The sequence below is a fragment of the Roseobacter sinensis genome, from assembly GCF_025755255.1.
In the GTDB taxonomy this organism is placed as follows: Bacteria; Pseudomonadota; Alphaproteobacteria; order Rhodobacterales; family Rhodobacteraceae; genus Roseobacter; species Roseobacter sinensis.
The window spans coordinates 125,015-149,697 of the sequence record NZ_JALIEB010000006.1; the positions used below are offsets into that span (position 1 = coordinate 125,015).

The 24,683-nt window shown below is 64.3% G+C and carries 21 protein-coding genes and 1 pseudogene; 14 read left to right on the forward strand and 8 right to left on the reverse strand.

What is annotated here, in order from left to right; all coding sequences use genetic code 11:
* On the forward strand, positions 1–1,725 hold the full coding sequence (locus MUB52_RS11375; RefSeq protein WP_263844343.1) for a cation:proton antiporter: 1,725 nt from the start codon (positions 1–3) through the stop codon (positions 1,723–1,725).
* Positions 1,722–2,702 (forward strand): universal stress protein, encoded by a 981-nt coding sequence (locus MUB52_RS11380; RefSeq protein ID WP_263844344.1) that lies wholly within the window; start codon positions 1,722–1,724, stop codon positions 2,700–2,702. The genes MUB52_RS11375 and MUB52_RS11380 overlap by 4 nt, the downstream gene beginning before the upstream one ends.
* A 326-nt stretch (positions 2,703–3,028) precedes the next feature.
* Here MUB52_RS11380 and MUB52_RS24065 read toward each other — a convergent pair.
* Positions 3,029–3,355, reverse strand: a pseudogene (locus MUB52_RS24065) (helix-turn-helix domain-containing protein); the annotation flags it as partial.
* Between the two features lie 355 nt (positions 3,356–3,710).
* Between MUB52_RS24065 and MUB52_RS11385 the strand changes: the two are divergent.
* Entirely contained in the window at positions 3,711–4,919 is a 1,209-nt protein-coding gene (locus MUB52_RS11385) for an MFS transporter (RefSeq protein WP_263844345.1), read from the forward strand.
* A 103-nt stretch (positions 4,920–5,022) separates the two neighbouring features.
* On the opposite strand, the gene MUB52_RS11390 is transcribed toward MUB52_RS11385, so the two are convergent.
* Positions 5,023–5,496: a DUF1203 domain-containing protein gene (locus tag MUB52_RS11390; RefSeq protein ID WP_263844346.1), complete on the reverse strand. Its 474-nt coding sequence runs from the start codon at positions 5,494–5,496 to the stop codon at positions 5,023–5,025.
* Between the two features lie 208 nt (positions 5,497–5,704).
* On the opposite strand from MUB52_RS11390, the gene MUB52_RS11395 reads away from it, so the two are divergent.
* The 10 genes from MUB52_RS11395 to MUB52_RS11440 all read left to right on the forward strand — a co-directional run bounded on the left by MUB52_RS11395 (position 5,705) and on the right by MUB52_RS11440 (position 18,963).
* Positions 5,705–6,658, forward strand: coding sequence for a helix-turn-helix domain-containing protein (locus MUB52_RS11395; RefSeq protein ID WP_263844347.1), 954 nt, complete (start codon positions 5,705–5,707; stop codon positions 6,656–6,658).
* Between the two features lie 55 nt (positions 6,659–6,713).
* A complete protein-coding gene (locus MUB52_RS11400; protein WP_263844348.1) occupies positions 6,714–8,453 on the forward strand; it encodes an AMP-binding protein in 1,740 nt (579 codons plus the stop codon).
* Positions 8,454–8,485: 32 nt separating this feature from the next.
* A complete protein-coding gene (locus MUB52_RS11405) occupies positions 8,486–10,579 on the forward strand; it encodes a PQQ-dependent dehydrogenase, methanol/ethanol family (RefSeq protein WP_263844349.1) in 2,094 nt (697 codons plus the stop codon).
* 130 nt (positions 10,580–10,709) lie between these two features.
* Positions 10,710–11,333 (forward strand): helix-turn-helix domain-containing protein, encoded by a 624-nt coding sequence (locus MUB52_RS11410; protein ID WP_263844350.1) that lies wholly within the window; start codon positions 10,710–10,712, stop codon positions 11,331–11,333.
* A 108-nt stretch (positions 11,334–11,441) separates the two neighbouring features.
* The gene (locus MUB52_RS11415; protein ID WP_263844444.1) at positions 11,442–12,320 is read left to right on the forward strand and encodes a class II glutamine amidotransferase; all 879 of its coding nucleotides are present in this window, start codon (positions 11,442–11,444) and stop codon (positions 12,318–12,320) included.
* Positions 12,320–13,003 carry a GXGXG domain-containing protein gene (locus MUB52_RS11420; protein ID WP_263844351.1) on the forward strand — a complete coding sequence of 228 codons (684 nt, stop codon included), beginning with the start codon at positions 12,320–12,322 and terminating at the stop codon, positions 13,001–13,003. Before MUB52_RS11415 ends, MUB52_RS11420 begins: the two co-directional genes overlap by 1 nt.
* Positions 13,003–14,337, forward strand: coding sequence for an FMN-binding glutamate synthase family protein (locus tag MUB52_RS11425; RefSeq protein ID WP_263844352.1), 1,335 nt, complete (start codon positions 13,003–13,005; stop codon positions 14,335–14,337). Before MUB52_RS11420 ends, MUB52_RS11425 begins: the two co-directional genes overlap by 1 nt.
* Positions 14,334–15,635: a type III glutamate--ammonia ligase gene (glnT, locus tag MUB52_RS11430; RefSeq protein WP_263844353.1), complete on the forward strand. Its 1,302-nt coding sequence runs from the start codon at positions 14,334–14,336 to the stop codon at positions 15,633–15,635. Before MUB52_RS11425 ends, glnT begins: the two co-directional genes overlap by 4 nt.
* A 320-nt stretch (positions 15,636–15,955) precedes the next feature.
* Complete coding sequence (locus MUB52_RS11435) at positions 15,956–17,638, forward strand: peptidase domain-containing ABC transporter (protein ID WP_263844354.1); 1,683 nt, start codon at positions 15,956–15,958, stop codon at positions 17,636–17,638.
* Complete coding sequence (locus MUB52_RS11440) at positions 17,635–18,963, forward strand: HlyD family type I secretion periplasmic adaptor subunit (RefSeq protein ID WP_263844355.1); 1,329 nt, start codon at positions 17,635–17,637, stop codon at positions 18,961–18,963. The genes MUB52_RS11435 and MUB52_RS11440 overlap by 4 nt, the downstream gene beginning before the upstream one ends.
* A gap of 123 nt (positions 18,964–19,086) precedes the next feature.
* On the opposite strand, the gene MUB52_RS11445 is transcribed toward MUB52_RS11440, so the two are convergent.
* The 3 genes from MUB52_RS11445 to MUB52_RS11455 all read right to left on the reverse strand — a co-directional run bounded on the left by MUB52_RS11445 (position 19,087) and on the right by MUB52_RS11455 (position 21,307).
* Complete coding sequence (locus tag MUB52_RS11445) at positions 19,087–19,926, reverse strand: hypothetical protein (protein WP_263844356.1); 840 nt, start codon at positions 19,924–19,926, stop codon at positions 19,087–19,089.
* A 68-nt stretch (positions 19,927–19,994) separates the two neighbouring features.
* Positions 19,995–20,297, reverse strand: coding sequence for a hypothetical protein (locus tag MUB52_RS11450; protein ID WP_263844357.1), 303 nt, complete (start codon positions 20,295–20,297; stop codon positions 19,995–19,997).
* A 194-nt stretch (positions 20,298–20,491) separates the two neighbouring features.
* Positions 20,492–21,307, reverse strand: a complete 816-nt coding sequence (locus MUB52_RS11455) for a hypothetical protein (RefSeq protein WP_263844358.1) — start codon at positions 21,305–21,307, stop codon at positions 20,492–20,494.
* Between the two features lie 309 nt (positions 21,308–21,616).
* Here MUB52_RS11455 and MUB52_RS11460 point away from each other — a divergent pair, with 309 nt between their 5' ends.
* Complete coding sequence (locus tag MUB52_RS11460) at positions 21,617–22,102, forward strand: hypothetical protein (protein ID WP_263844359.1); 486 nt, start codon at positions 21,617–21,619, stop codon at positions 22,100–22,102.
* Between the two features lie 45 nt (positions 22,103–22,147).
* Here the strand turns inward: MUB52_RS11460 and MUB52_RS11465 are convergent, their stop codons facing one another.
* From MUB52_RS11465 to MUB52_RS11475, 3 genes are read right to left on the reverse strand one after another with little or no spacing between them, the layout of a single operon-like run.
* A complete protein-coding gene (locus MUB52_RS11465; protein WP_263844360.1) occupies positions 22,148–23,641 on the reverse strand; it encodes a hypothetical protein in 1,494 nt (497 codons plus the stop codon).
* Positions 23,625–24,149: a hypothetical protein gene (locus tag MUB52_RS11470; protein ID WP_263844361.1), complete on the reverse strand. Its 525-nt coding sequence runs from the start codon at positions 24,147–24,149 to the stop codon at positions 23,625–23,627. Before MUB52_RS11470 ends, MUB52_RS11465 begins: the two co-directional genes overlap by 17 nt.
* Positions 24,142–24,522 (reverse strand): hypothetical protein, encoded by a 381-nt coding sequence (locus MUB52_RS11475; protein WP_263844362.1) that lies wholly within the window; start codon positions 24,520–24,522, stop codon positions 24,142–24,144. Before MUB52_RS11475 ends, MUB52_RS11470 begins: the two co-directional genes overlap by 8 nt.
* Positions 24,523–24,683: the final 161 nt, after the last annotated feature.

Below are 24,683 nucleotides of genomic sequence, written 5' to 3' on the forward strand. Positions count from 1 at the left end.
ATGACAGAGGCAATCGAGGGGTATCTGTTTTACGAGATCGCGGCGCTGCTCGTTTTAGCGGCGGGGGTCGGATTTATTGGCCTGATGCTGCGTCAGCCGCTGATCGTGAGTTTCATCGCCGTCGGCATCCTTGCGGGGCCGTCCGTGCTGGACATCGCGCAATCGCATCAGCAGATCGATCTTCTGGCCGAGTTGGGGATCGCGCTTCTCCTCTTCCTCGTCGGCCTGAAGCTCGACTTCAATCTTGTCAGGACATTGGGGCCCGTCGCGCTGGTGACCGGCCTCGGCCAGGTGATCTTCACGACGGTTTTCGGTTTCCTGATTGCGCTCGCGCTCGGGATACCTCCGCTGACGGCGCTCTACGTCGCCATCGCCCTGACGTTCTCCTCGACGATCATCATTGTGAAGCTGCTGTCGGACAAGCGCGAGATCGATGCCTTGCACGGGCGCATCGCACTGGGCTTTCTGATTGTGCAGGATGTGGTCGTTGTGGTGGCCATGATCTCGCTGGCCGCCATCGGTGTTGGTGGCGCGGCCACGGGTGATGGCGCCGTCGGCGATGTGCTGATCGTCCTGGGCTACGGGGTGGCGATGCTGGTCTTCGTGGTTGTGGTCATCCGATACGTCGCAACGCCGGTCGTCGAGCGCCTTGCGCGCGCGCCCGAGCTTCTGGTGTCCTTCGCCATCGGTTGGGCGGCCCTTCTCGCTGCAATCGGACACTACCTGGGCTTTGGCAAGGAACTCGGCGGATTGCTCGCCGGCGTTTCGCTGGCCTCGACCCACTTCCGCGAGGCCATCTCCGCACGGCTTGCGAGCTTGCGCGATTTCCTTCTGCTGTTCTTCTTCATCGCACTGGGGGCCTCGCTCGATCTGTCCGTTCTGGGCACCAATGTCGGACCGGCCATCGTGCTGTCGCTTTTCGTTCTGATCGGCAATCCGTTGATCGTGCTGACGATCATGGGCGCCATGGGTTATCGCAAGCGGACGGGCTTCCTGGCAGGGCTGACCGTCGCTCAGATCAGCGAATTCTCCTTGATTTTCATGGCGATGGGCGTGGCGATCGGTCATGTCTCGGAAGATGCCCTGGGATTGGTGACGCTGGTCGGGCTCGTGACCATTGCCGCCTCCACCTACATGATCACCTTCTCGCACCAGCTCTACAGCGCCTTCGAGCCGCTGCTTGGTCCGTTCGAGCGGCGATCGGCCGGGGCGGAACAGGAGGAGAGCGCGGAGATGGCGCGGCCATATGATGCGATCGTCTTCGGGCTCGGCCGCTACGGCCTCGGGATCGCCTCGGCGCTGCAGGACGGCGGCAAACAGGTCCTCGGCGTGGATTTCAGCCCCGATGCGGTTCGCCATGCACGGCAGATGGGCCAGGAGGCCGTTTTCGGTGATGCAACCGACCCCGAATTTCTGGCGCATCTGCCGCTGGCGCGCGCGGAGTGGCTGGTCATGGCGGTTCCCGAACACGCGACCGGCCTTTCACATGACGATCCCCGCCACGCGCTGCTGAAGGCGGTCCGCGATCTTGGTTATGACGGCAAGATCGCCGTCGCAGCGCACCTGCAAGAGACGGCCGCGCGCCTTGCCTCTGACCGGGCCGACCTTGTCCTGATGCCCTACCGCGATGCGGCCTATGCAGCAGCCCGGATGATCGCGGGCGAGGCGCTTGCCGCGCGGCCGGTTATCGAAGATCCCGAAGGTCAAAAGGAACTGCCAGCATGACATCAAAAGGTCTCCGCCTCCGCCGTATTCTTGCGGTTACGGACGACAGCTATGCCCAAGTGGCTTTGCGCAGTGCTGTGGCGCTCGCAGAGGCTCATGGTGCCGCGCTGGAGGTTCTCGCCTGCGTCGAGCCGCCAAACGACATGGGGATCATCGCGCGCCTGACCCGCTCGGACCGGCAGACGCTGACCAAACATCTTCTCGACCAGAAGCGCGCGACGATCCGGGCGCGATTGAAGGACATGTTTCCGGATCGGCAGATCGAGCCGCATATCGCCCTCGGCAAACCCTTTCTCGAGATCATCCGGAAGGTCTCCGAGACCGACAGCGATTTGGTTGTGAAGGCCGCCGACCCGCTGTCGGGGGCCAGTCGGTTCCTCTATGCCAGCACGGACCAACATCTCTTGCGGAAGTGCCCCTGTGCTGTCTGGCTTCAGATGCCAGCCGCGCCGGTCACGCCGCGGCGTGTTCTCGCGGCAGTCGACCTCGATTCCGAGGATGTGGCCGAACCTGAAACCTTGACGGCCTTGAACCGGCAAGTCGTTGATGTGGCGCGTGGAATCGCCCGTGGGCCCGAGGCGCAGGTCATCGTGCTTCACGCCTGGGATGCCGTCGGCGAGGGCGTTGTCTGGGCCTTTACCAGCGGGATGGACGCGCGGCTCTCCTCGGATCGGTACGTGAAGGAGGTTCTCAAGAGTCGCCGGCAGGCCATGAACCGCTTCATCGCGTCGGTCGAGGACCCCAACAGACCTGGCCCGCCTCTTTTGCCGAAGCTCATACGCGGCGCACCGGAGCAGGTCATCGAAGCGCAAAGCCGCACCCTGCATGCCGATCTTGTCGTGATGGGCACCGTGGCGCGGACGGGCGTCAGCGGTGTCTTCATCGGAAACACCGCCGAAAACATCATCAACAGCCTGGGATGCCCGGTCCTGGCCGTGAAACCGGACGGCTATGTTAGTCCAGTCCTGCTGAATTGAGCGGCTTCTTTGCGGCCTATCGGACCTTCCGTCTGCGCATGTGAGGAAGGTCGGCTTTGCCGCGTCGGAGCCATTCGTCGCATGACGATACCGCGCGTTCGAGCCGCGGCTGCCTCGGGGGGGTGCTGCCGCAGAGGAGGAGGGGGTGGATGTCCGGCTTGGCTCGCTGAGTGCCCGTCGCCGATGTCATCCGGTAGTCTCAAGGCAGAAGACTTGTGTCAAAGGCCCGTGCGAAACCGCGGTCTGGCGAGCGATGCGACAGGATTTCGTCGGGTGCTCAAACCCGAGACTCGCCAAGTTGATCCCCAGCGCGCCCTACGGCTTTTCTACGTAGAGAGAATTGGCATCCAGCAGCCGACCTGGGCGCATCCGTGGCGTTTTGTCAGCCGGAGCCACAGCGGCCACGTCTCTGCACATGAGCCCTTGCTACTTGCCGCGCAGGACTCACTTGTCGCGAATTTTTCCGCGCAGGCCGAGGGAGACACGCCGAGACATCGCCGAAACGCTCGCGGGATGTGTTCGGCAGCAAAAAAGCCCGCGTCATTCTGGACCACCGTCAGGGGAGCATCGCCGCGGTGGAGCAGCGATGCGGCGGGACTGCCCCGCAACCGTTCCAGACACTGCGCCGGGCTGATGCCCATCTCGTCCGAAAGCCGCCGGGAAAACTCTTCTCACTCATCCCGGCTTGCGCGACCTGTGACGAGACCGTCTTGCAGAATGTCGGCCTGACCTGTGGTCGAGGTTTTGTGCAAGGACCTGTCCGATCAGTCAGCGCGGAAAGCAGGCAAGCTGAACTGGGCTTATCCAATCGTCCGGCAGCGCGGGAACGACATCATCTCAAAGGAACCCTAGCCCAGGTGCAAGAGGTGAGCGGACGCCTCAGGTACCCGCCGCCACCTGACCGCTGAGCCACGCGTCAGACAGGCGCTGGCGGTCATTGCGCAAGGATCGGGTCGAAAGGAAGGCCTCGCCGCTGCACCCTCGAGCGCAAAGTTACGAGGTCGCCGCATGTCTGTCATACGCCGTTTGTCCGGTGCCGCCTATGGCACGCATTTCGCCGATCAGGTCGCACTTGTCTCTGTCCCGCTGATCGCGGCTTTGGCTTTTGATGCGTCCCCTGCAGTGATCGGAACCCTCGTGGCCTGCCAGTCGTCCGCCCATCTGCTGGGGTCCGTTCCATTTGGGCTCCTCGTGGACAAGCGGCAGTTGCGGCACCTTGCGATGGCCTCGGCGCTCATCTCGGCATCGGGCTTCGCCCTGGCCACGGTCAGCGTGCTGTTGCAGATCATTGTTCTGTTCGGCATGGCGATCACCCTGGCGGGCTTTGGCGTTGTGCTGTTTGGTTTGACGGCGCTGTCGATCATTCCGCAAGTCGCGCGGGCCGATGGGCTGGGCCGCGCGAACGCCGCCATCGAGGTGCCCAGAGCAATGTGCTCTTTTGTCGTCCCGTTGTTGCTTGGACTGATCATCACTGACGTCCCCAGCTGGACGCTGTTTTTGGCGGCCAGCCTCGGCTCTCTCGTTGCCTTTCTGATGTCCTGCTCGCTGCCCAGGTTTCAACGCCGCGCGACACCGGGCCAGGCGGTTCTGCAAACCATTCTGGAGGGCGGCTCATTTGTCATGCGTCATGCGCTGCTCTTGCCGATTTCGCTCTGCGCGGTCTGCTGGAACTTCGCGTTTGCAGCCCTCTTGGTGGTTCTGGTGCCTGCGATTGCGGATCTCTTCGTGCTGGATCCCGGCAGCTTTGGCATTGCCTTGTCCGCCTTTGGCCTCGCGGCGATCGGCGGGTCGTGGCTCAGCGGCCGGGTCGCGAACCGTCTACGCCCTTCGGTGATCCTGCTCTTCGGTCCCGGCAGCTCGGCGGTTGCCGCAGCGGGTCTGCTGGTGATCGGGCCGGACACCGCCGCGCGTTGGCTGTATGCTATGTTCTTCCTTCTGGGGTTTGGCCCGTCGATGTGGCTGGTGGCCCAGAATTCGGTGCGCCAACTGGTGACACCGCCACAGATGCTGGGCCGGGTCAACGCCGTCATCCAGACAGCAATCTATGGTGTGAGACCCGTCGGCGCACTCGTCGGAGGGGTTTGGGCCAGCCAGTTCGGTGTGACCTCCGGGCTGCACCTTGTGGTCGCGGCCTTCACCCTGTCCTTTCTCGTGCCTGTGCTCAGCGACCTGCGGCGGGTTGCGAGCTATCGAGCGATCGCTCCGGACCAGTCGTGACAGATCTCTTCGGTATTGAAGCGGGGCGTCCGCGCTGCAGGTGTGGCAGGTGGTCCGGGCACTGAGCCCAAAACACCTGAGCGGACCGCTTTACGGTTTCGAATTACGTGACCACACGCTCGACCGCGGCGGCAAAGCAGCCCGGCTTTGCGTTGTGGATGTGAGCATATGCCACGGTCTGATCGTCGAAGGCTCTGGAAATCGCATCGGCCAGCGCGTCGCCCGGCATGACATCCGCATCGATCATCATGTGATCCCGATCGAAACACCGCAGCGATACAAGGCGTGATCGGATGACCTCAGGCACTTCATTCGTCGCGATATGGGCTTGCGCGGCGTTCTCGCGCACGAAGATGCCGTGGGACGCCTTGTAAGGGCTGCTGCCCGGCTGGTGTTCATAGTTCAGCAGGATGACGGTCTCGCCCACCTCCGCGTCTTGCATGCTGACGCGACAGGGTGTGCCGGGCTTCGACGAGACGACCTGACGCACCGCGTTCTGTTCTGCCAACGCCTCATCCGAGAGGTCGAACAGATGGGCGAAGGCGCGAAGGGGCAGCGGTTTGATTTGAAAGTCCATGAGATAACTCCGTCGATGATGATTGCGCTGCGACTATGGCGGATCAGTCGGGCAGGGCGACCCGGAGTTTGAGCAATGATGCCCCGCGATGATGGTCTTGCTGAAGGTGGCTGAAGATATTTCGACGCGCGGGGCTCTGGTTGCAGCAACGCCACTCTTTACCTATGGCGCTGAATTTCTATCCTTATAGGGTGGGAGGACAACCAAAGTGAGCGCTGCGACGCCATTTGAGGTTTGGAACGACGACCTGGCGGCCATATGCGGCAGCTATTTCGGCGTCCCGAACAGGGGGCAGGACCGTGTTGCGGGGCGCGTCGCGGTGCGCGCCTACGGCACGCTGGATGTGGCAGATATCTCCGACGACATTGACAGGATCGTCCGCGACCGCCGCGGTATCCGACAGGATGACGCAGAACACATCTTTTTGGTGATGCAGGTCGATGGCCGCCTGGGCGTCGACCACAACGGGCAGCATACGGTGTTGGAGGCGGGCGACTGCATCCTGCTCGACTCCACAAAGGAAGGCACGCTGCAGAACCTGCACGACCAGCGCCGCATTCTGTCCTTTCACCTGCCGCGGCAGTCCTTTTTGAATGAACGCGGCGCGGTGCCGGAGATTGGCGGGGCGTTGACGCGCGGCACGCTGGCCTCGCGCCTGCTGCGGCGGCGGTTGGGGCAGGTCCTGCAGGGCAGGGGGACGACCGGCCGCGCTGATCTGCTCTTCGACTTGGTCCACCATGCCTTTGCGCGACCGGGCGTTGGCCTGAAAGACATGGCTTTGGAAAGCAGTGCCGGACGCTATGCGCTGGCGCTGGAGGTCATGGACCTCAACCTCGGGTATGAGGCCCTGTCGCTGCCGTGGCTCGCCGGGCAGATCGGCCTTTCACCGCGCCAGCTCCAGCGGGTGTTTCACGACCGCGGCACCAGTTTTCGCGAGGTCTTGCGGGCCAAGCGCTACCGTTTTGTCCTAGAGCATCTCGAGCGGTTGCCAAGCGCGCATGGGAACATCGCCGCGCTTGCCTACGAGGCCGGCTTTCGGGATCTGTCGAACTTCAACCGCGGGTTTCGCCGGCGGATCGGCATGACGCCACGCGACTATCACGCGCGCGCCCATGCGCGGATGGCGCAAAAGTCCAAGATTTCGAAGACCGATAGGGATTAGCCCTATCAATCAACTGAGAGCCGCGAAGACGCGGCCTAGACCATGGGAGGACGGCATGGCGAAGACCTATGCTGCGATGGCCACGGGGGAGCTTGGCCAAACACCTCTGGGTGGCTTGTCACAAGTGGCCGGTCCGCGCGAGGAACCGCTTCTGGATCAGACGATCCCGGCGTTGCTGGCGGAGTGTGTGGCGGCGCGCCCGGATGCCGAAGCGGCGGTCTTCCCAGCCGAGAACCTCCGCCTGAGTTGGAGCGAATTTGCGCAGCGCGTCGATGCCCTGGCCGGCGGGCTGCTTGAGATCGGCATCGAGACGGGGGACCGCGTGGGCATCTGGGCGCCCAATCGGCCCGAATGGGTGCTGACGCAATTTGCAACAGCGCGGATCGGCGCGATCCTTGTGAACATCAACCCGGCCTACCGCGTCTTCGAGCTGGAATTCGCGCTGCGCAAGACCGGCTGCAAGGCGCTGATCCTCGCGGAACGCTTCAAGAGTTCGGACTACGTGGGCATGATCCGCGATGCGGCGCCCGAGCTCGCCAGCGCCGCACCCGGCGCCTTGACCGCCGGCGATCTGCCCGACCTCAAATCCGTCATTGTCTGCGGGGATGCCCCGCATCCGGGCTGCTTCAGCTTTGCCGAGATCGAGGCGCGGGGGGCGGCCGTTCCACAGTCGCGGCTTGACGCCATAACCGCGGCACTCGACCCGGACGATCCGATCAACATCCAATTCACCTCCGGCACCACGGGCCTGCCCAAGGGGGCGACCCTGACCCATCGCAACATCGTCAACAACGCCAATTTCGTCACGGCCGCCATGGCGTTGACCGAGGCGGACCGGCTTTGCATCCCGGTGCCCTTTTACCATTGCTTCGGCATGGTCATGGGCACGCTGGGATGCGTCACCAAGGGGGCGGTCATGGTCGTACCCGGCGAGGGGTTCGACCCCGAGAGCACCCTGCGCACGGTATCCGACGAAGGCTGCACGGCACTTTACGGCGTGCCGACGATGTTCGTCGCTATGCTGGAGTATGAGGGCTTCTCCATCTTCGATCTCAGTCACCTGCGGACGGGCATCATGGCAGGCTCACCGTGCCCGATCGAGGTGATGAAGAAGGTGCAGAAGGATATGAACATGTCTGAGGTCACCATTGCCTACGGGATGACCGAGACCAGCCCGGTGTCCTTCCAATCGAGCATCGACACGCCGCTCGACAAACGCGTGTCGTCTGTCGGGCGCGTGCAACCGCATCTCGAGGTTCGCATTGTCGATGAGGCGGGACATGTCGTGCCGGTGGGCGCCGAGGGCGAGCTGCAGACCCGCGGCTATTCAGTGATGCAGGGCTATTGGGACGATCCGGAAAAGACGGCCGAAGCGATCGACGCCGACGGCTGGATGCACACGGGCGATCTGGCCCGGCTGGACGCCGACGGCTACTGCAACATCACCGGCCGCGTGAAGGACATGATCATCCGCGGCGGCGAGAACATCTCGCCCCGCGAGATCGAGGAGTTTCTCTATACCCATCCCGGCGTCAGCCAGGTGCAGGTGTTCGGCATTCCCGACGACCGGTTCGGTGAGATCGTCGCAGCCTGGATCGTGCCAAAACCGGGGACAAGCCCGACCGAAGAGGAGGTGCGCGCCTTCTGTCGTGACAAAATCGCACACTACAAGGTGCCCGCGGTGGTGCGCTTCAAGGATGCGCTGCCCATGACGGTGACCGGGAAGCCGCAGAAATTCGTGATGCGTGACGCCATGATCGAGGAGCTTGGGCTGAGCACGCAAACGACCGCCTGACAACATCGACAACCAAAGGGAGGACCAGCACAATGCGACTTTACTGTGCGCTAGCGATTGCCGCGACGGCCAGCATGACACAGGCGCAAACCATCACCGAGGAGCAGATCAGGGCCGCCGTCGGGCCCATCGATACCGCCGCCATCATCGAAAACGACAGCCATGACCGAAACTGGCTGAACTACGGTCTGAACTATGCCGAGACGCGCTATTCACAGCTCGACGCCATCACGACCGAGAACGTGGGTGAATTGGGCCTGGAGTGGTCCTACGATCTGAAATCGCGACGCGGAGTGCAGGCGACACCCATCGTTGTCGACGGGGTCATGTATGTCACCGCTTCGTGGTCCGTGGTGCACGCGCTCGATGCGCTCACGGGCGCGCCGCTGTGGGTCTATGACCCCGAAGTGCCGGGCGAATTCGCCTCGCGCGGCTGCTGCGACGTGGTGAACCGCGGCGTGGCGGTCTATGACGGCAAGGTCTATGTGGGCGCCTTCGACGGCTATCTGCATGCCATTGATGCGGCGACGGGCGAGCAGGTCTGGAAAGTCGACACCATCGAAAACCGCGAGATGTCCTACACCGTCACCGGCGCGCCGCGGATCATCAACGGCAAGGTGATCATCGGCAATGGGGGCGCCGAGTACGGCGTGCGGGGCTACATCACCGCCTATGATACGACCACTGGCGAAGAAGCGTGGCGCTGGTACACGGTGCCGGGCGATCCCTCGAAGCCCTTCGAGAATGACGCAATGGAAATGGCCGCAGAGACCTGGGACGCCTCCGCGAACTACTGGGAGGCGGGCGGTGGCGGGACCGTCTGGGATGCGATGGCCTACGATCCCGAGCTCAACCTGCTCTACATCGGCACCGGGAACGGCTCGCCGTGGAACCAGCATCTGCGCAGCCCGGCGGGCGGAGATAACCTTTTTCTTGCCTCCATCGTCGCGCTGAATCCCGATACGGGAGAGTATGTCTGGCACTACCAGAACACGCCCGGCGACACCTGGGACTATACCTCGACCCAGCACATCATCCTTGCGGATCTGGAGATCGGCGGCGAGATGCGTCAGGTGCTGATGCAGGCGCCAAAGAACGGGTTCTTCTATGTGATCGACCGCACGGACGGCAGCTTCATCTCGGCGGAGCCCTTCGTCGAGACGACTTGGGCCAAGGCCTATGACGACAGCGGGCGGCCCATCGAAAACCCGGCGGCGCGCTCGAAGGACGAGCCCTTCGAGACGGTCCCGTCAGCCTACGGGGCGCACAATTGGCACCCGATGAGCTTCAACCCCGACACCGGGCTGGTCTACATCCCCGCGCAGGGCGTGCCGCTTGTGCAATCCACCGATCCGGGCTGGTCACTCAACTCGCACCAGCCGATGTCGACAATGTCGGGAATGGGGTGGAACCTCGGCTACCTGTTCAATGTGGTGGCCCCCGAGGCGACGCCCTTTGGCCATCTTCTGGCCTGGGACCCGGTCAATCAACGCGAGGCCTGGCGTGCAGAATATGTCTCGCCTTGGAACGGCGGCACGCTGACGACAGCTGGCAATCTGGTGTTCCAAGGCACTGCCGATGGCCGGTTCATCGCCTATGACGCAACCACCGGCGAGACGCTCTGGCAGACGCCCGTGACCTCGGGTGTGGTGGCCGCACCAATGACATGGGAGAAGGACGGAACGCAGTATGTGACCATTGCCGTGGGCTGGGGCGGTGTCTACGGGCTGATGCAACGCGCAACTGAACGGGTCGGCCCGGGGCGTGTCTTTACATTCCGCGTCGGTGGGACGGCAGAAATGCCGCGCTTCGAGATGTCGGACCGGACCGAGCTTGTCTCGGGTGTGCCCTATGATCGCGCCCAGGTCGAGGCCGGTCTGGCAACCTATGTTGCCAATTGCCTCTTCTGCCACGGGGTGCCCGGCGTGAACAATGGTGGCGCGATCCCCAATCTGGGCTATTCCGCATCCGAAACGCTGGTCAACGCCGATGTCTGGGTGCTGGAAGGTGCGGGCATTCACAACGGCATGCCGCGGTTCGACGCGCATCTGAGCGAGGCCGACGTGCAGGCCATTCTGGCCTTCATTCAGGGCACGGCGGATGCCGTGCGCGGGGCTGCGCAGTAACCAAGATCCAAGCCAGGGGCCGTCCGATGACCGGAGGGCCCCCTTGGCATCACTACGGGCTGTGACAGGCGCACCATCATCTCAGTCGACCCCGCCTGACAGGTCAGCCGCGGTCTGATACGCTGGCCTCATGGCCAAAGCTCTCAGCCAGGATCCGCATCGGACGGCGCAGTTTCAGGAAAAGCAACTCGAGGTCGCCATCGGGCGGCAGGTGCGCGGCCTGCGCCGGCAGAAGGGCCAGACGATTGCGCAACTCGCGGCCGAGATGGGGATCAGCGAAGGCATGGTCTCGAAGATCGAGAACGGGCAGGTCTCGCCCTCGCTCTCCATGCTCCAGCGTCTGTCACAGGCGTTTTCGGTGCCTCTCACGGCCTTCTTTCGCGGATACGAAGAACAGCGGCCGGTAATGCACGTGAAGGCGGGCGAAGGGATCGAGGCGGAGCGGGCCGGCACCCGCGCCGGGCATCACTACACGCTGTTGGGGTTGCTGAGCGCGCAATCGGCTTCGGTTATCGTGGAGCCCTACCTGATCACCTTGACCACGGCGTCGGACACGTTCGAGACCTTCCAGCATGACGGCATGGAGTTTCTCTACATGCTCGAAGGCGAGGTCGTGTATCGCCACGGCACCGATCTCTACCCCCTGAAACCCGGTGACAGCCTGTTTTTCGACGCGGATGCCCCGCATGGGCCGGAAAGCTTGATGTCCCTGCCGGCACGCTTCCTGTCGATCATCTGCTACTCAAAGGAATGATCAGCGCCAAAAATTTCTGCAAAAGAATAAAATCTTCTCTTTGAGAAAACCTCTCTGGACCGTTTGCGGGTGGCTGCTACCCTGCAATTCGAGGTGCAAGGGGGCGATATGTGCGGGATCGTTGGGCTGTTTCTGAAGGACAGGGCGCTCGAGCCAAGGCTGGGTGAGTTGCTGACCGGCATGCTTGTCACCATGTCGGATCGGGGCCCGGACAGCGCCGGCATCGCGATTTACCGCAATCTAAGTGACGGGCAGGCGAAGATCACCGTACAGTCGGCTCGCCCAGAAGAGGAGTTTGCCGGCCTGGGCGACGCCCTCGATGCAGACATCACGATCTCTGATACCCATGCGATCCTCTTGGTTGCCGAGAGCCGGGTGACGGAGGTCATGAACACCCTTCGCGAGCGGCACCCCGGGGTCCGTATCATGTCGCGGGGTGCCGCCATCGAGATCTACAAGGAGACGGGGCTGCCCCGGACGGTCGCCGACCGCTTCGACATCCCGGCGCTCGCGGGCAGTCACGGGATCGGGCATACACGGATGGCCACCGAGAGTGCGGTGACCACGCTCGGCGCGCATCCGTTCTCGACCGGACCGGACCAGTGCCTTGTGCACAACGGATCGCTGTCGAACCACAACCGGCTGCGCCGCAAGCTCGCCCGGCGCGGTGTGCGGGTCGAGACCGAGAACGACAGCGAGGTGGCCGCGGCGTATCTCACCGACCGGATGGCGCAGGGCGATGATCTGGGCGCGGCTTTGCAGGCCAGCCTGGATGCGCTCGACGGGTTCTACACCTTTGTCGTCGGCACGCAGCAGGGCTTCGGTGTGCTGCGCGACCCCATCGCGTGCAAACCGGCGGTCCTTGCCGAAACGGAGCAATTCGTGGCCTTCGGATCCGAATACCGCGCGCTGGCGGATCTTCCGGGCATTGCCGCGGCCAAGGTGTGGGAGCCCGAGCCCGCAAGAGTTTATTTCTGGGAGCACTGATGCAACAGCTCGATCTGGACCGGCAGAGCCTGCGCGAGGTGAATGCAACGCTTCAGGCGCAGTCCGACCACACGAACCAGCCGATGTGGGAGATCGTGAACCCGAAAGGTGCCCACGCCATCGCCTGCGGGCTGGACGCCGATCTCGATGTGACCATCCGAGGCTCCGCGGGGTACTATTGCGGCGGCATGAACAAGCGCGCGACGATCCGTGTCGAGGGGTCGGCCGGGCCGGGACTGTGTGAAAACATGATGTCGGGCGTGACGGTCGTCGACGGCGACGCCAGCCAATACGCCGGGGCAACCGGCCGCGGCGGGCTGCTGGTGATCAAGGGCAATGCCGCCAGCCGCTGCGGCATCTCGATGAAGGGGATCGACATCGTCGTGCATGGAAACATCGGGCACATGAGCGCCTTCATGGCGCAAGCCGGAACGCTGGTGGTCTGTGGCGATGCCGGTGAGGCCCTCGGCGACAGCATCTACGAGGCACAGCTTTTCGTCCGGGGCTCGGTTGCCTCATTGGGTGCGGATTGCATCGAGAAAGAGATGCGTGCCGAGCATCTGGAGCGGCTGGCAGCGCTTCTCGAAGCGGCGGGCAGCACCACAGACCCGGCGTCGTTCCGGCGCTATGGCTCGGCGCGCACGCTCTACAATTTCGACATCGACAATGCGGGAGCCTATTGATGGAGCGGACGCCGAGAACCCATCCCGTCAAATCCTGGACCTTCGACGACTACACCAGCTCCTATATCCGGCGCGCGGCGGCGACCGGGATCTATGACATCCGCGGGGGCGGATCGAAGCGCCGGCTGCCGCATTTCGACGATCTGCTGTTTCTGGGTGCTTCGATGTCGCGCTATCCGCTTGAAGGCTACCGCGAGACCTGCGGCACTGCGGTGACGCTGGGCACGCGCCATGCGAAACATCCGATCGAGCTCGATATTCCGATCACCATCGCCGGGATGAGCTTCGGCGCGCTCTCGGGACCGGCCAAGGAGGCGCTGGGGCGCGGCGCCTCTGCCGCGGGCACCTCGACGACGACCGGCGATGGCGGCATGACGGCGGAGGAGCGCGCGCATTCGACCAAGCTGGTCTACCAGTATCTGCCATCGCGCTACGGGATGAACCCGGATGATCTGCGCAAGGCCGATGCCATCGAGATCGTGGTCGGGCAGGGGGCGAAGCCCGGCGGGGGCGGCATGCTGTTGGGGCAGAAGATCAGTGATCGCGTGGCCGAGATGCGGACCCTGCCCAAGGGCATCGACCAGCGGTCCGCCTGCCGTCACCCGGATTGGACCGGTCCCGACGATTTGGAGATCAAGATCCTCGAACTGCGCGAAATCACCAGCTGGCGTGTGCCGATCTTCGTCAAGGTGGGCGGCGCGCGGCCTTTCTTCGACACCACTCTGGCGGTGAAGGCCGGTGCCGATGTCGTGGTGCTCGATGGGATGCAGGGGGGCACGGCGGCGACGCAGGATGTGTTCATCGAACATGTGGGGCTGCCGACGCTGGCCTGTATTCGCCCCGCGGTCCAGGCGCTTCAGGACCTTGACGTCCATCGCGAAGTTCAACTGGTGGTCTCCGGTGGGGTGCGGACGGGCGCCGATGTCGCCAAGGCGCTCGCGCTGGGGGCGGATGCGGTCTCCATCGGGTCTGCGGCCCTGATCGCGCTTGGCGACAACGACCCGGCACTTGAGGAAGAGTACCGCAAGCTTGGCACGACCGCCGGTGCCTATGACGACTGGCACGAAGGCAATGACCCCGCGGGCATCACGACCCAGGACCCGGTTCTGGCCGCCCGGCTCGACCCGATCCAGGCGGGTCGGCGCCTGACCAACTACCTCAAGGTGATGACGCTCGAGGCGCAGACGATTGCGCGCGCAAACGGCAAGAGCCACGTTCTGAATCTCGAGCCGGAAGACCTCTGCGCGCTGACGGTGGAAGCGGCGGCCATGGCGGGCGTGCCGCTCGCCGGCACAAGCTGGATACCCGGCACAACACACGGAGACGACATATGACGGATCTCGCACAATGGGCGGCTGAGAAGGGCGTTCGGTTCTTTCTATGTAATTTCACCGACCTCTTCGGTGTCCAGCGGGCCAAGCTGGTTCCGGCCGAGGCGATTGCCGGAGCGCAGAGCGGTGGGGCCGGTTTTGCGGGCTTTGCCGCCTGGCTCGACATGACGCCCGCCCATCCGGACATGCTGGTGATGCCGGATGCGGGCAGCGTCATGCAACTGCCTTGGAAGCCGGAGCTGGCCTGGGTCGCGGGCGATCCCTGGATGGACGGCGCGCCCGTCACCCAGGCTCCGCGGCTGGTGCTGAAAGAGCTGATCCGGAAGGCGGACGGGATGGGCCTGATGATGCAGTCCGGCGTGGAGCCCGAGTTCCACCTGATCAATGCCGATGGCTCCGCGATCTCGGACGACCGCGATATCCAGGAAAAGCCCTGCTACGATCAATCGGCGCTGATGCGGCGCTATGACTTGATCGCCGAGATCTGCTCGACCATGATCGCGCTTGGATGGAAGCCCTATCAGAACGATCACGAGGACGCGAACGGGCAGTTCGAGATCAACTGGGACTTCGGCCCCTGTCTGCAGACCGCCGACCGGCACGCCTTCTTCAAGTTCATGGTTAAGGAGGTCGCCGAGAAACACGGGTTGCGGGCCACCTTCATGCCCAAGCCGTTCTCCGATCTGACCGGCAACGGCTGCCATGTGCACCATTCCCTCTGGTCGGCCGAGGGACAGACCTGCGTCTTTGACGGCGAGGACGAGATGGGCCTGTCGGAAACCGCCTATCATTTCCTGGGCGGTCTGATGGCGCATGGGCAGGCGATCTGCGCCATCACCAACCCGACCGTGAATAGCTACAAGCGGATCAATGCGCCCGAAACGGTCTCGGGTGCCACCTGGTCACCGCAGTCGGTGACCTATGGCGGCAACAATCGCACCCATATGGTGCGGATCCCGGACGGCGGGCGGCTCGAGCTGCGTCTGGGCGACGGCGCGGCGAACCCCTATCTTTTGCAGGCGGTGCTGCTGGCCGCGGGGCTCGACGGGTTGGAGCGCAAGCTGGACCCGGGCAAGCGGCTCGACATCGACATGTATAGCGAAGGCCACAAGGCGCGCGGCGCCAAGAAGCTGCCGCTGAACATGCTGGACGCGCTGCGCGCCTTCGAGAAGGACAAGACCTTGACCGCGCTCATGGGGGATACGTTCTCGCGCGCCTACGTCAAGCTCAGGACGCGGGAGTGGAACCAGTATTGCCAGCATCTCACCGAGTGGGAGCGCGACGCGACGCTGGACTGCTGACGCCGGCCGCACGAGGGCGGCGCTGACCCGAACGGCGCCGGGCGTCAAGACCATTTGCAGCCGCTGTGCTGCGGAATTTGGCCGAAGCTACGCCGAAATCCGCGCAAGAGAACGCCTCTGCACCCCCTCAGCTGCATTTTTCGCAGACGCTGCGCGCTGCGTGCCTAAAGTACTGCCGGGTATGGGGGCTGCGGCTGCGGCCCTTGAGGGTCTTGCGGAGTCTTTGTGGTCAGCGCGGTTTTGGGTGAGACGGTCTTGCAGCACCGGATGGCCGATGGCGTGATGGCGCCTCGGGCGCGCCGCGACGGTGGGCGCGCGCGATGACCGAGCAGAGCCGCGATGCCGCCGAGACGGCACAACCGCGGATGGTGCCGCTTTCCTGGTTCGGCCAGACGCTGTGGAAGTTTACGCCACTCTACGTCGAGCTGGTGTTCCTTGCGATCTGCATCCGGCTCCTGGGGCTGGTCGAGCCGTTCATCTTCCAGGTCATCATCGACCGGATCTTGCCCTTCCAGCGCGAGGCCACGCTGATTGTCGTCATGGCGGTCTTCGCCGCCGTCAGCGTGTTTCACATCGGGTTCAACATCCTGTCGAGCCTTCTGGGCATGCTCACCGCCAATCGGGTCACGCGCGAGCTTGGCAGCCGGATTTTCGAACATCTCTTCCGGCTGCCCTACAGCCACTTCCGCAAATGGCCGGTCGGCGAGACGATCGCCCGGGTCAGCGAGACCGATACGATCCGCGCCTTTCTGGTCGGGACCACGACGGGCGTGGTTCTGGACCTGCTGTTCGTCGTGATCTACCTCGGCGTCCTCTATACGCTCTCGCCGCTGCTGACGGCCATTGTCGTGGCCTCGCTGCCCTTGCAGGCCTTCGTCTATTTCATCTTCGGTCCCTTCCTGCGGCGGCGGCTCCGCGTGCAGTTCGACGCCGGGGCGCGGCACCAGTCGCGCATGGTCGAAAGCATCGGGGGCATCGCATCGGTCAAGGCGCTGAGTGCCGAGGACAAGATGCTCGGCGGGCTGCGCGAGACCCTCGGCGATACGCTCGATGCGGGCCTGCGGGTGGGCAAGCTGCGGATCGCGAGCAGCAACCTGATTTATGCGGTCAGCCAGACGCTGACCATTCTCATCATCTTCATCGGCGCGCGCGAGGTCTTCGCCGGTGCGCTCACGCTGGGACAGCTGATCGCATTTCACCTGATTGCCGAAAAGGTCGCCTCGCCGATCAGCAATTTCTCGGGGCTCTGGGAGAAATGGCAGAACATCAAGATCTCGCGGCAGCGGCTGGGGGATATCCTGCTCTCCGAGCCCGAGGCCTTCGAGGCGCTGCCGCGCCTGCCAGCCGATGTGGAGCCGGAGCTGCGCTTCGAGCAGGTGGATTTCGCCTATCAGCCGGGCACGCCGATCCTGACGGAGTTCTCCTTTACCGCCAAGGCGCGCAGCCTGTCGCTGGTCATCGGGCCCTCCGGCATCGGCAAGAGCACCTTCGGTCGCCTGGCCTCGGGCATCGAGGCGCCGACGGGCGGGCGGATCACGCTCGATGGGCATGACATCTCTGAGCACGAGCCGCACGACGTCCGCACCAGGATCGCCTATGTCCCTCAGGAACCTTACCTTTTCTCCGGAACCGTGCGCGAGAACCTGTCGCTGAACGTGGGTGCGGACGTCAGCGAGGCGGTCATCGCCGATGCCCTGCGAACCGCCGCGGCCGATGCGATGGTCGCGCGCCTGCCGCTGGGGCTCGACACCCAGGTGGGCGAGCGCGGTGCAGCTCTGTCCGGCGGGCAGCGTCAGCGCATCGCGATGGCCCGTTCGCTGCTCAACGCGCCCCGGGTTCTGATCCTGGACGAGCCGACCAGCGCGCTGGACGGGGCCGCGCAGGCGCAGATGGTGGCCGAGATCGAACGGCTGAAAGCGACCATGACCGTGATCGTGATCACCCATCGGCCGGACGTCTTCGCGACCCCGGATCAGGTCATCGACTTCGAGGCCCTGAGATGAGACGCGGCCCTGCCTCGCTGGGTGTCGGCTCGCCCACGCTGCACGCCACGGTGCTTTTCACCTTGTCGGTCTTCGTCGCAATCCTCGTGATGTCCTATGCGCTGAAGGTCGAGATCGTGGCCAAGGGGACGGGCAAGATCGTCCCGCTCGGGCGGGTGCAGGTCGTGCAGCCAGAGTTCGCGGGGCAACTGGCCGCCATTCACGTGCGCGACGGCATGCGCGTTGCGAGGGGCGCGGTGGTGATCGAGCTCGATCCGACCAATGCGCAATCCGCGCTCAACACGCTGCGCGCCGAAGAGGAGCGCTTGCAGATCGAGCGGCGGCGGATCGAGACGGTACTCGCCGCACTTCCGGCCTTCGAGACGGGCGAGACAGATGATATCTCCGTGCATGAAGCCGCGTTCCTCGGTGATGCGCCGCAGGTGCCATCGCGCTTTTTCAAGGAGCAGCGCGCCTTGCTTACGGCCGAGCTGACCGAGCTGCGCGATGCGCTTGTCCAGATCGACGCGCGCCTGCTGGCCAATGAGAAATCAAAGGAGGTGACGCGGGCGGGGATCGGGCGGATCGACGCCGCGCTGGAGACACAGCAGGAGCGGCTGGAGACCGTGCAGAGCCTGCTCGACAAGGGCACGGCCAGCCGCGCCAACTATCTCGACGTTCTGGACGGCTTCAACACGTTGGAGAGCGAGCGCGAGGTCTTCCTGCGCGAACTTGATGAAAAAACGGCGCAGGATGCCTCCTATATGGCGGAGCGGGCCGGCATCCTGTCCGCCCTGCGCAGCCGGCTGCAAACACGGCGGGCCGAGCTCGAGGCCCGCGGCGCGGCTCTATCGGAGGAGTTGGTCATCGCCCGCCGGCAACTGGCCAACACGCGGCTGGTCGCACCCGAAACGGGGGTGATCGACCAGCTTTCCGTTTTCACCATCGGCGGGATCGTCGAGGCCGGTCAGGAGCTTCTGCGGGTCGTGCCCGCGGATCAGGCCTTTGAGGTGGAAGCGATCTTTCCCAATATAGATGTGGGCTTTCTGGAGGTTGGCCAGAAGGCCAATGTTAAGCTCGACGCCTATCCGGCCGAACGCTTCGGGGCGTTGGAGGGTGTGGTTTCCAACGTGTCGGCGGACGCCATCGAGGTTGAGACCAACAGCTTCGGTTTCGTTGTCCGCATCGCACCTGACACGCCGCGGCTGGAGACGGCTACGGCGAGCTACGCGGTCCAGCCCGGCATGACAGCGGTTGTCGACGTGATCACCGGCGAACGGCGGCTGATCAGCTATTTCTTCGCGCCCATCGTGAAGGTGGTGCAGGACAGCCTCGGTGAGCGCTAAGTGCGCGGCGCGCGCCGGGCCTGGCGCGTTTTGCCTTTGAGCCGAGACGGGACGCGTCACCCCTTGCATTGATTTCATTGAAATCAGGCGGCGAGAGGTGACGCAGCTGCAAGGCGACTTGCTTTAAGTCGTCTCCCAGACCCAGCACCGGTCGTCGCGGTATTCGGACAGATGCTGCGCGCGGGTCGCTGCGGCGGCGAGAAGCGCGTCGAACTCTGTTCTCAGATGCGCGCGCATCTGCTCCATCTTGTGCAGACCGGAGGTAGAGGGGCCGAGCAGCAGCTCCAGCAGAACGATGTCCACGCTGCACAGCCCGATCGGGTTGTTGTGGAACCACTGGGAATAATCCTTGTTGCGCAGATCTTCCCCAAGCAGCGACACGATCTCGGTGGTCTCCACGTCAGAGGCGCGCAGGATCGACTGGATCAATTCTTCGGTCATGATCGAACGGGCCACCTCTTGCGGCATGTCGTCGGCGAAGGTCGAAAACGTGAAAGATCGGTGGCGCGACCCGGGAAGGTCCACCGAAAGACCGAGCGCCCATTCGGGAAACAACTCATCGGGATTGGGGGGCCCGCTGCCGACGATGCGCTCCATCACGTCGAGCAACTCCGATTGATCGGGCCGTTCGCCCTGCACCACATAAAAGGTGGTGCTATCGGTCGGGCAGTCTGCCAGATCATCCACCAGAACCTGCGTCCACCCCAGCTCGAACGCCTCCGCCATATCGGAGACGATCCGGCTGGGGGGGAACGCGGCACCTGAATGCTCCTGGATGCAGAAGGTCTCGGAGCCGTTTCTGACCCGGAGAATGGGATTGCTGATCTCGTCGCTGATCTTCGAGGCGAAGGCGGCGTCGAAGATGCTCTGTGTTTTTGCCGCGAGATCGCCGCGGGCAAGCAGGGTGCTGGCGAGCGCCGCGAGGCCCGCACAGAGCGCGATCAGCAGGATGGAAATCTTCATGTGGGATGCCCGCATCGGCGCGCCTCGTCGTCGGGTGTGGAAGGGGCGCGGGACGCCCCTTCGCTGGATCAGTTCGGATAGTGCGTATCGTAGGCGCCCTGGTGGCAACCGGTGCAGCCGCCGATGGATCCGGTCGGGCTGTCGGGCCAGCCATTGGCCGCCTGGTTGACCTGCTGTGCGGCATGTTGGCGGGTGTCCATCTCGGACCACGCGTTCTCATTTCCGAGCGCATTGTCGAGCGCCTGCTGCGTCGCGGAGTTGTCGCGGTCCATTTTCGAGGTGATCGCATCGGGGCCATCACTGCTGCTGCCGCCACTGCTGCCACCGCCGCAAAAGCTCACTGGAGAGTCAAAAGCGTCAAAATCAAACATCGGTCATGTCCTGTCATTCGGGTGGTCTTTGATGTATAGAACCCCCCATTGCTGTTTGCCGGGCTTCACGCCCGGCGGCTCAATCGGCGGGAGGGGAGGCACCCCCTTCCGCCAACCATTCGGCCGGTGGCCGAATTCTCTCTGCTCCATAGCGCCTGCCACCACAGCACCGACGGGCGCGCACCGAGGGTCTATCATGCTGCCGCACCCCTCGGGTGCCAGGCTGCAGCGCAGTGCTGAATGTAGGACCCGCCCTCCGGTCCGGCTCTGTAGAGCGCGCCGAGATTGCACGCGCTCTCCGAGCGGAAGAGACGCGCGGCGATATGGCGGGCAAGCGGATAGTTCCAAGCGTATCGGTACGGCTGCCGGGGGTCGGTCATGGCTTCGGCAAGCGCGCGGGCGTTGTCTCCGAAGTAGATTGCGTCATCGGCCTGATGGGCTGGGGCAAGCGCGGCAAAACGCGTCGGCAGGTGCTGCAGGATCGCAAGCTCGGCAAGAAAGGCACAGCATTCGCGCGCGACGGGCGGCATTTGCCCATCGCTACGGCCCTGGCTGGCGACGATTTGCAGGGCGTGGCCGACCTCATGCGCCATGGCCAGCAGATCGACCGGTCGGTCTTGGTAATGCAGGCTCACGAGGGGCAGGGCGCCGCCCCCCAGATCGTAGGTGAAGGGTCGGGGATGCTTGCCGGCCCGTGGCGCCAGACACTTGGGGGCGCGCATTTCGACCTCGCCAATTTGAGTGCCAAGCTCGGGGACCGCGGCGCGCAGCGCGCCGGCGCAGAGACCCCAGGCCTGCGCTGCGGAGAGCCCCAGACGGGCCGGAACTGGCGGCCCGACCGATCCGTCCGGCGCGGTGATCGCAGCCAATTGTGCCCGCACCAGATCCCGTGTCAGCCCGTTGACCGCGAGCCAGTCGTCAAAGCCAGCCTTTGGTTGGGTGCGCGGTGCGGCGGCCGCCGACGGTCTCTCCGCCTCACCAAGCAATACCTTGAGCTCCAATGGCCACACGTGAAAATACCCCAAAGTAAGCGATTGAGCGGAACGCTACGGCGGATCACATTTTAGTCAACGAGGAACGCGGGTCGCGAAAATGATCCGCGGAATAGCGCCGCATGACAGGGACCGCTTCGGCGGCGCTTTTCTCATCGGGCGGAGTTCCGCCTTGCGACCGGGTCGGCCCTGCAAGGCATCGCCGAAAAGACAACGCGGCAAGGAAGATGATGGACAGGGCCGCCGGCCCTTGAGTCTTCTCGGGCCCATGCTGGTGGCCGCCAGTTGCAGCTGCCGGAGGTGATCAGCCGCACCGTGGGAGAGAGCATGGGGGACACCGCAAGACTATGGATTCGACCGACGCAGGCGCAGGATGTGGATGTCGTTCTGCCGCAGTTGGCCGAACGGGCGCTGGCCGAGATCGACCGCTTCCTGCGCGATGACCCGCCGGAGGCGCGCCTCGCCATCATCCGCGATCACGTCCTTGCGTCGATTGAGGCGGGCCGAGCGGACACGTTTCTTCTGGGGGATGCGCCGGTGGGTATCATCACCCATACGCCCGAGCGCGACTATCACTATACCACTGCGCTGCCGATGGAACGCTATTTCGAACGCGATTTTCTGCGGATCTCGCGAAGCTACGGGCAGGACCTCGCGCGGCGTCTGGGGACCGGTCTGCGCGCCTACAGCCGTTCGGAGCATGCGCGCGTCGGCACCTGGTTCTCGCTGATGGGCTTCAGGTTTGCGGGATGGGACGGGGACGCGCGGGTCTTCGTCTTCGATCCGGGGCGGTTCGCGCATGCGGGGCGCTGACAGGCAGGCGCGTTGCGACGGTGGCGCTATGTCTCACGCAGCCTCTCAACGCTCGAAGGTTTCGAACGCGCCCGGCGCGCGCAGGACGCGCCCGCTGACGAAGCCTTGCCGGCCTGTCGCGTCCGTTGCATTGTACCAGACGGCGTTTGGCGCGATGCAGGTGGTGGTGTAGCGATCTCGCAGCCCCCGCCACTCGGGGCTGCCGTCATCGAAAAGGTTTCGCGGAGCTTCTGCGCGATCGAGCTCGGCGCAAAGCTGTGCGCAGCGGCTGCGGCGCTGCGGCGATCCGAGAAAGACGGGCGCGGCGCCTGTCAGTTCGACCAGCGCGAAGCGCGGGACTTCAGCCGTCACCGCAGCGTCAAAGCCCGGGGCAGCACGCAGCGTTGCAAAGCTGTTCACCTCGGCGATGGCCGCGCGCTGGCCTGCGGGCTTGCGACAGGCGCCGCGAAACGCTTGCGTCAGATCATCCTCCCAGATCGCAAGATGGATGTAAGGACCGAGCGGTACATCGCCGGGCTTGCGAGGCAGGCTGGCAAGCGGTTGATGCGGTGACAGCCCCGCGATCCTGTCGTATCGCCAGTATACGTCGCAGGTGAACCGACCATCCAAATCGAAACTCGACACTCCGATCCGAACGCCGAGGCTCTGATCAATCCCGCAGACTTCAATGAGATCCTGCGCAGGGCGCACACGGCATTCGTGCAGGAGATACCCTGCATTGGACCCTGTGACCAGGTAGCCATCGCCGTCTGGGCGCGGCGGGTCCCACGTCTGCGAGGCCTCAGGCGGGTCGCGCAGGGCCTGCCACCGGGTCAGGTTGTCACAGGCGTGTTGCGCGGCAGCGGCATCCAGAGAGGGGAGTTCGGCATAGCCGAAGAGTCTGATGCCCCAGCGCCGCGCCTTGTCGACGGTGTCGATGAAAAGATAGTCCTCTCCGCGGCGCAGAAACATCGCACGCAAAAGATCCGACCGGATCATGGGCCGATTGCTCACCGGCGCATTGCGGTTCGCCAGAAGCAGCAGATCGGCCGTTGTCTCCAGCGCGGCGGCAAAGCTGGCCTCGACCTCGCCCAGTGAGTAGAGCCCGTCGACGGGCAGCGGCAGGTCCAACTCGGGCCGGTGAAAGCCCAGCGTGCCGCCGACGTGCAGATGACGGTCGAGGAAATCATCCTCGTTCGACCGGACGGTGCCCATCATGAAGACAACAGCGCAGGCAGAGAGGCAGCTTGCATTCTCCTCGATCACGGTGCCGATGCCGGTCTCGTAGATGTGGGCGCCGATCCGGATGGCTTCGGCCAGATCGCCGCCGTCCGGACTGTCGAGGCAGAGCGGAAAGGACACGCCGCCGGGGTAGAAAGAGGGCGGCAGTTTCTCCCGCACCGCCTTGAGGCGCGCCAGATCGCCATCCCGGATCGGCCCGCTGAGCCGCATGACACAAGTGGGGCTGTCAACCAGCTCGATCTCGGCAGCAGGCGACGGGCCCGCAAGGCTGACAGCGCCGAGCCAGGCTGCGGCGAAGATGCTAGCAGCTCTCGACATATTGCGCGACGCCGGCGCCGATGTTGGTGGCGCCGATTTCCTGGTTGAGATGGTCGAAGAAAGGGCCGTAGACCCGCTGTGTCGTGGCTGCAATCGGGCAGAAGTAAGCGTGCAGCAGAGCCCGGTCGCACAGCCCGGCGGTGTCGCAGAACTGCGCGCGTTCAAAAATGCTCGCGGTCTGCATCAAAAAAGCGCGCACCTCGGCCTGGTACTCAGAGACCGGGAATGTGGCCCCAACGAAGGCGGCGTATTCGCCTGTCGTCAGCGCGTGGGTGCGGATGTGCGCAACAAAGGCCGGATGCGACGACCAGTAGGCATGCATATGCGTCTGCCCCTCGATCATCGCCGGGCCGCCGTGCTCCTCGATCAGGGCCAGCGCGCGCTCCTGCGCGGCTGCTGCGTTGTCTTGCGCCCGCTCGTCGAAGTATCGCCACAGGCCGAAACAGGCGATGAGTACCCCGATGACGCCCAGGCAAACGTCGAAGATGCGTTTGGTTGCGTCATTCACCGGTGCTGGCCTCGATCAGGCAGCGGGCGGGCCAGAGGCGGTGAAAGGGCGCGGCGCGGTCGATCTTCGCATCCGCCAGACACTCCAGCTGCGGACGGGTCAGGACGATCAGCGCATCATGCGCGCGCTCCTCCAGCTCGAAATCCGGCGCGCTGTTGGTGACGTAGTCTCGGAAGTCGACCGCTGTTTCAGGGCAGCTCGGCAGCGAGATGACGTAGGCCACCTTGTCCTCGGCGAGATAGGCGCTGGTGTTGGCCGAGAGGCATTCCAGATCAGCGGTGCGCAGCACATAGACGGTCTCGCTCGCAGCCGCCGTGCCCAGACCGGTCAAGACAGCGACGAGGCTGCGTGTCATCACCTTCCGCGCGTCCACGGCCACCCTCCGTTCCTGCGGTTCCCGGTTCAGGTATAGGACACCAAAAACGCCTTGCCTAGATTTTCGGACCGCCGTTGGTCCAAGCTTGCCCTGGGTGCGGCCCCTGTGCGCGGGCCTGAATTCTGATGACAGGGGCGATCCCGCTGTTTAGGCTCCGA

Bases quoted from the DNA above. Each gene is read 5' to 3' on its own strand.
- MUB52_RS11375 (WP_263844343.1), top strand. From the start codon at position 1: ATGACAGAGGCAATCGAGGGGTATCTGTTTTACGAGATCGCGGCGCTG.
- MUB52_RS11380 (WP_263844344.1), top strand. From the start codon at position 1,722: ATGACATCAAAAGGTCTCCGCCTCCGCCGTATTCTTGCGGTTACGGAC.
- MUB52_RS11385 (WP_263844345.1), top strand. From the start codon at position 3,711: ATGTCTGTCATACGCCGTTTGTCCGGTGCCGCCTATGGCACGCATTTC.
- MUB52_RS11390 (WP_263844346.1), bottom strand. From the start codon at position 5,496: ATGGACTTTCAAATCAAACCGCTGCCCCTTCGCGCCTTCGCCCATCTG.
- MUB52_RS11400 (WP_263844348.1), top strand. From the start codon at position 6,714: ATGGCGAAGACCTATGCTGCGATGGCCACGGGGGAGCTTGGCCAAACA.
- MUB52_RS11405 (WP_263844349.1), top strand. From the start codon at position 8,486: ATGCGACTTTACTGTGCGCTAGCGATTGCCGCGACGGCCAGCATGACA.
- MUB52_RS11410 (WP_263844350.1), top strand. From the start codon at position 10,710: ATGGCCAAAGCTCTCAGCCAGGATCCGCATCGGACGGCGCAGTTTCAG.
- MUB52_RS11415 (WP_263844444.1), top strand. From the start codon at position 11,442: ATGTGCGGGATCGTTGGGCTGTTTCTGAAGGACAGGGCGCTCGAGCCA.
- MUB52_RS11420 (WP_263844351.1), top strand. From the start codon at position 12,320: ATGCAACAGCTCGATCTGGACCGGCAGAGCCTGCGCGAGGTGAATGCA.
- MUB52_RS11425 (WP_263844352.1), top strand. From the start codon at position 13,003: ATGGAGCGGACGCCGAGAACCCATCCCGTCAAATCCTGGACCTTCGAC.
- glnT (WP_263844353.1), top strand. From the start codon at position 14,334: ATGACGGATCTCGCACAATGGGCGGCTGAGAAGGGCGTTCGGTTCTTT.
- MUB52_RS11435 (WP_263844354.1), top strand. From the start codon at position 15,956: ATGACCGAGCAGAGCCGCGATGCCGCCGAGACGGCACAACCGCGGATG.
- MUB52_RS11440 (WP_263844355.1), top strand. From the start codon at position 17,635: ATGAGACGCGGCCCTGCCTCGCTGGGTGTCGGCTCGCCCACGCTGCAC.
- MUB52_RS11445 (WP_263844356.1), bottom strand. From the start codon at position 19,926: ATGAAGATTTCCATCCTGCTGATCGCGCTCTGTGCGGGCCTCGCGGCG.
- MUB52_RS11450 (WP_263844357.1), bottom strand. From the start codon at position 20,297: ATGTTTGATTTTGACGCTTTTGACTCTCCAGTGAGCTTTTGCGGCGGT.
- MUB52_RS11460 (WP_263844359.1), top strand. From the start codon at position 21,617: ATGGGGGACACCGCAAGACTATGGATTCGACCGACGCAGGCGCAGGAT.
- MUB52_RS11465 (WP_263844360.1), bottom strand. From the start codon at position 23,641: ATGTCGAGAGCTGCTAGCATCTTCGCCGCAGCCTGGCTCGGCGCTGTC.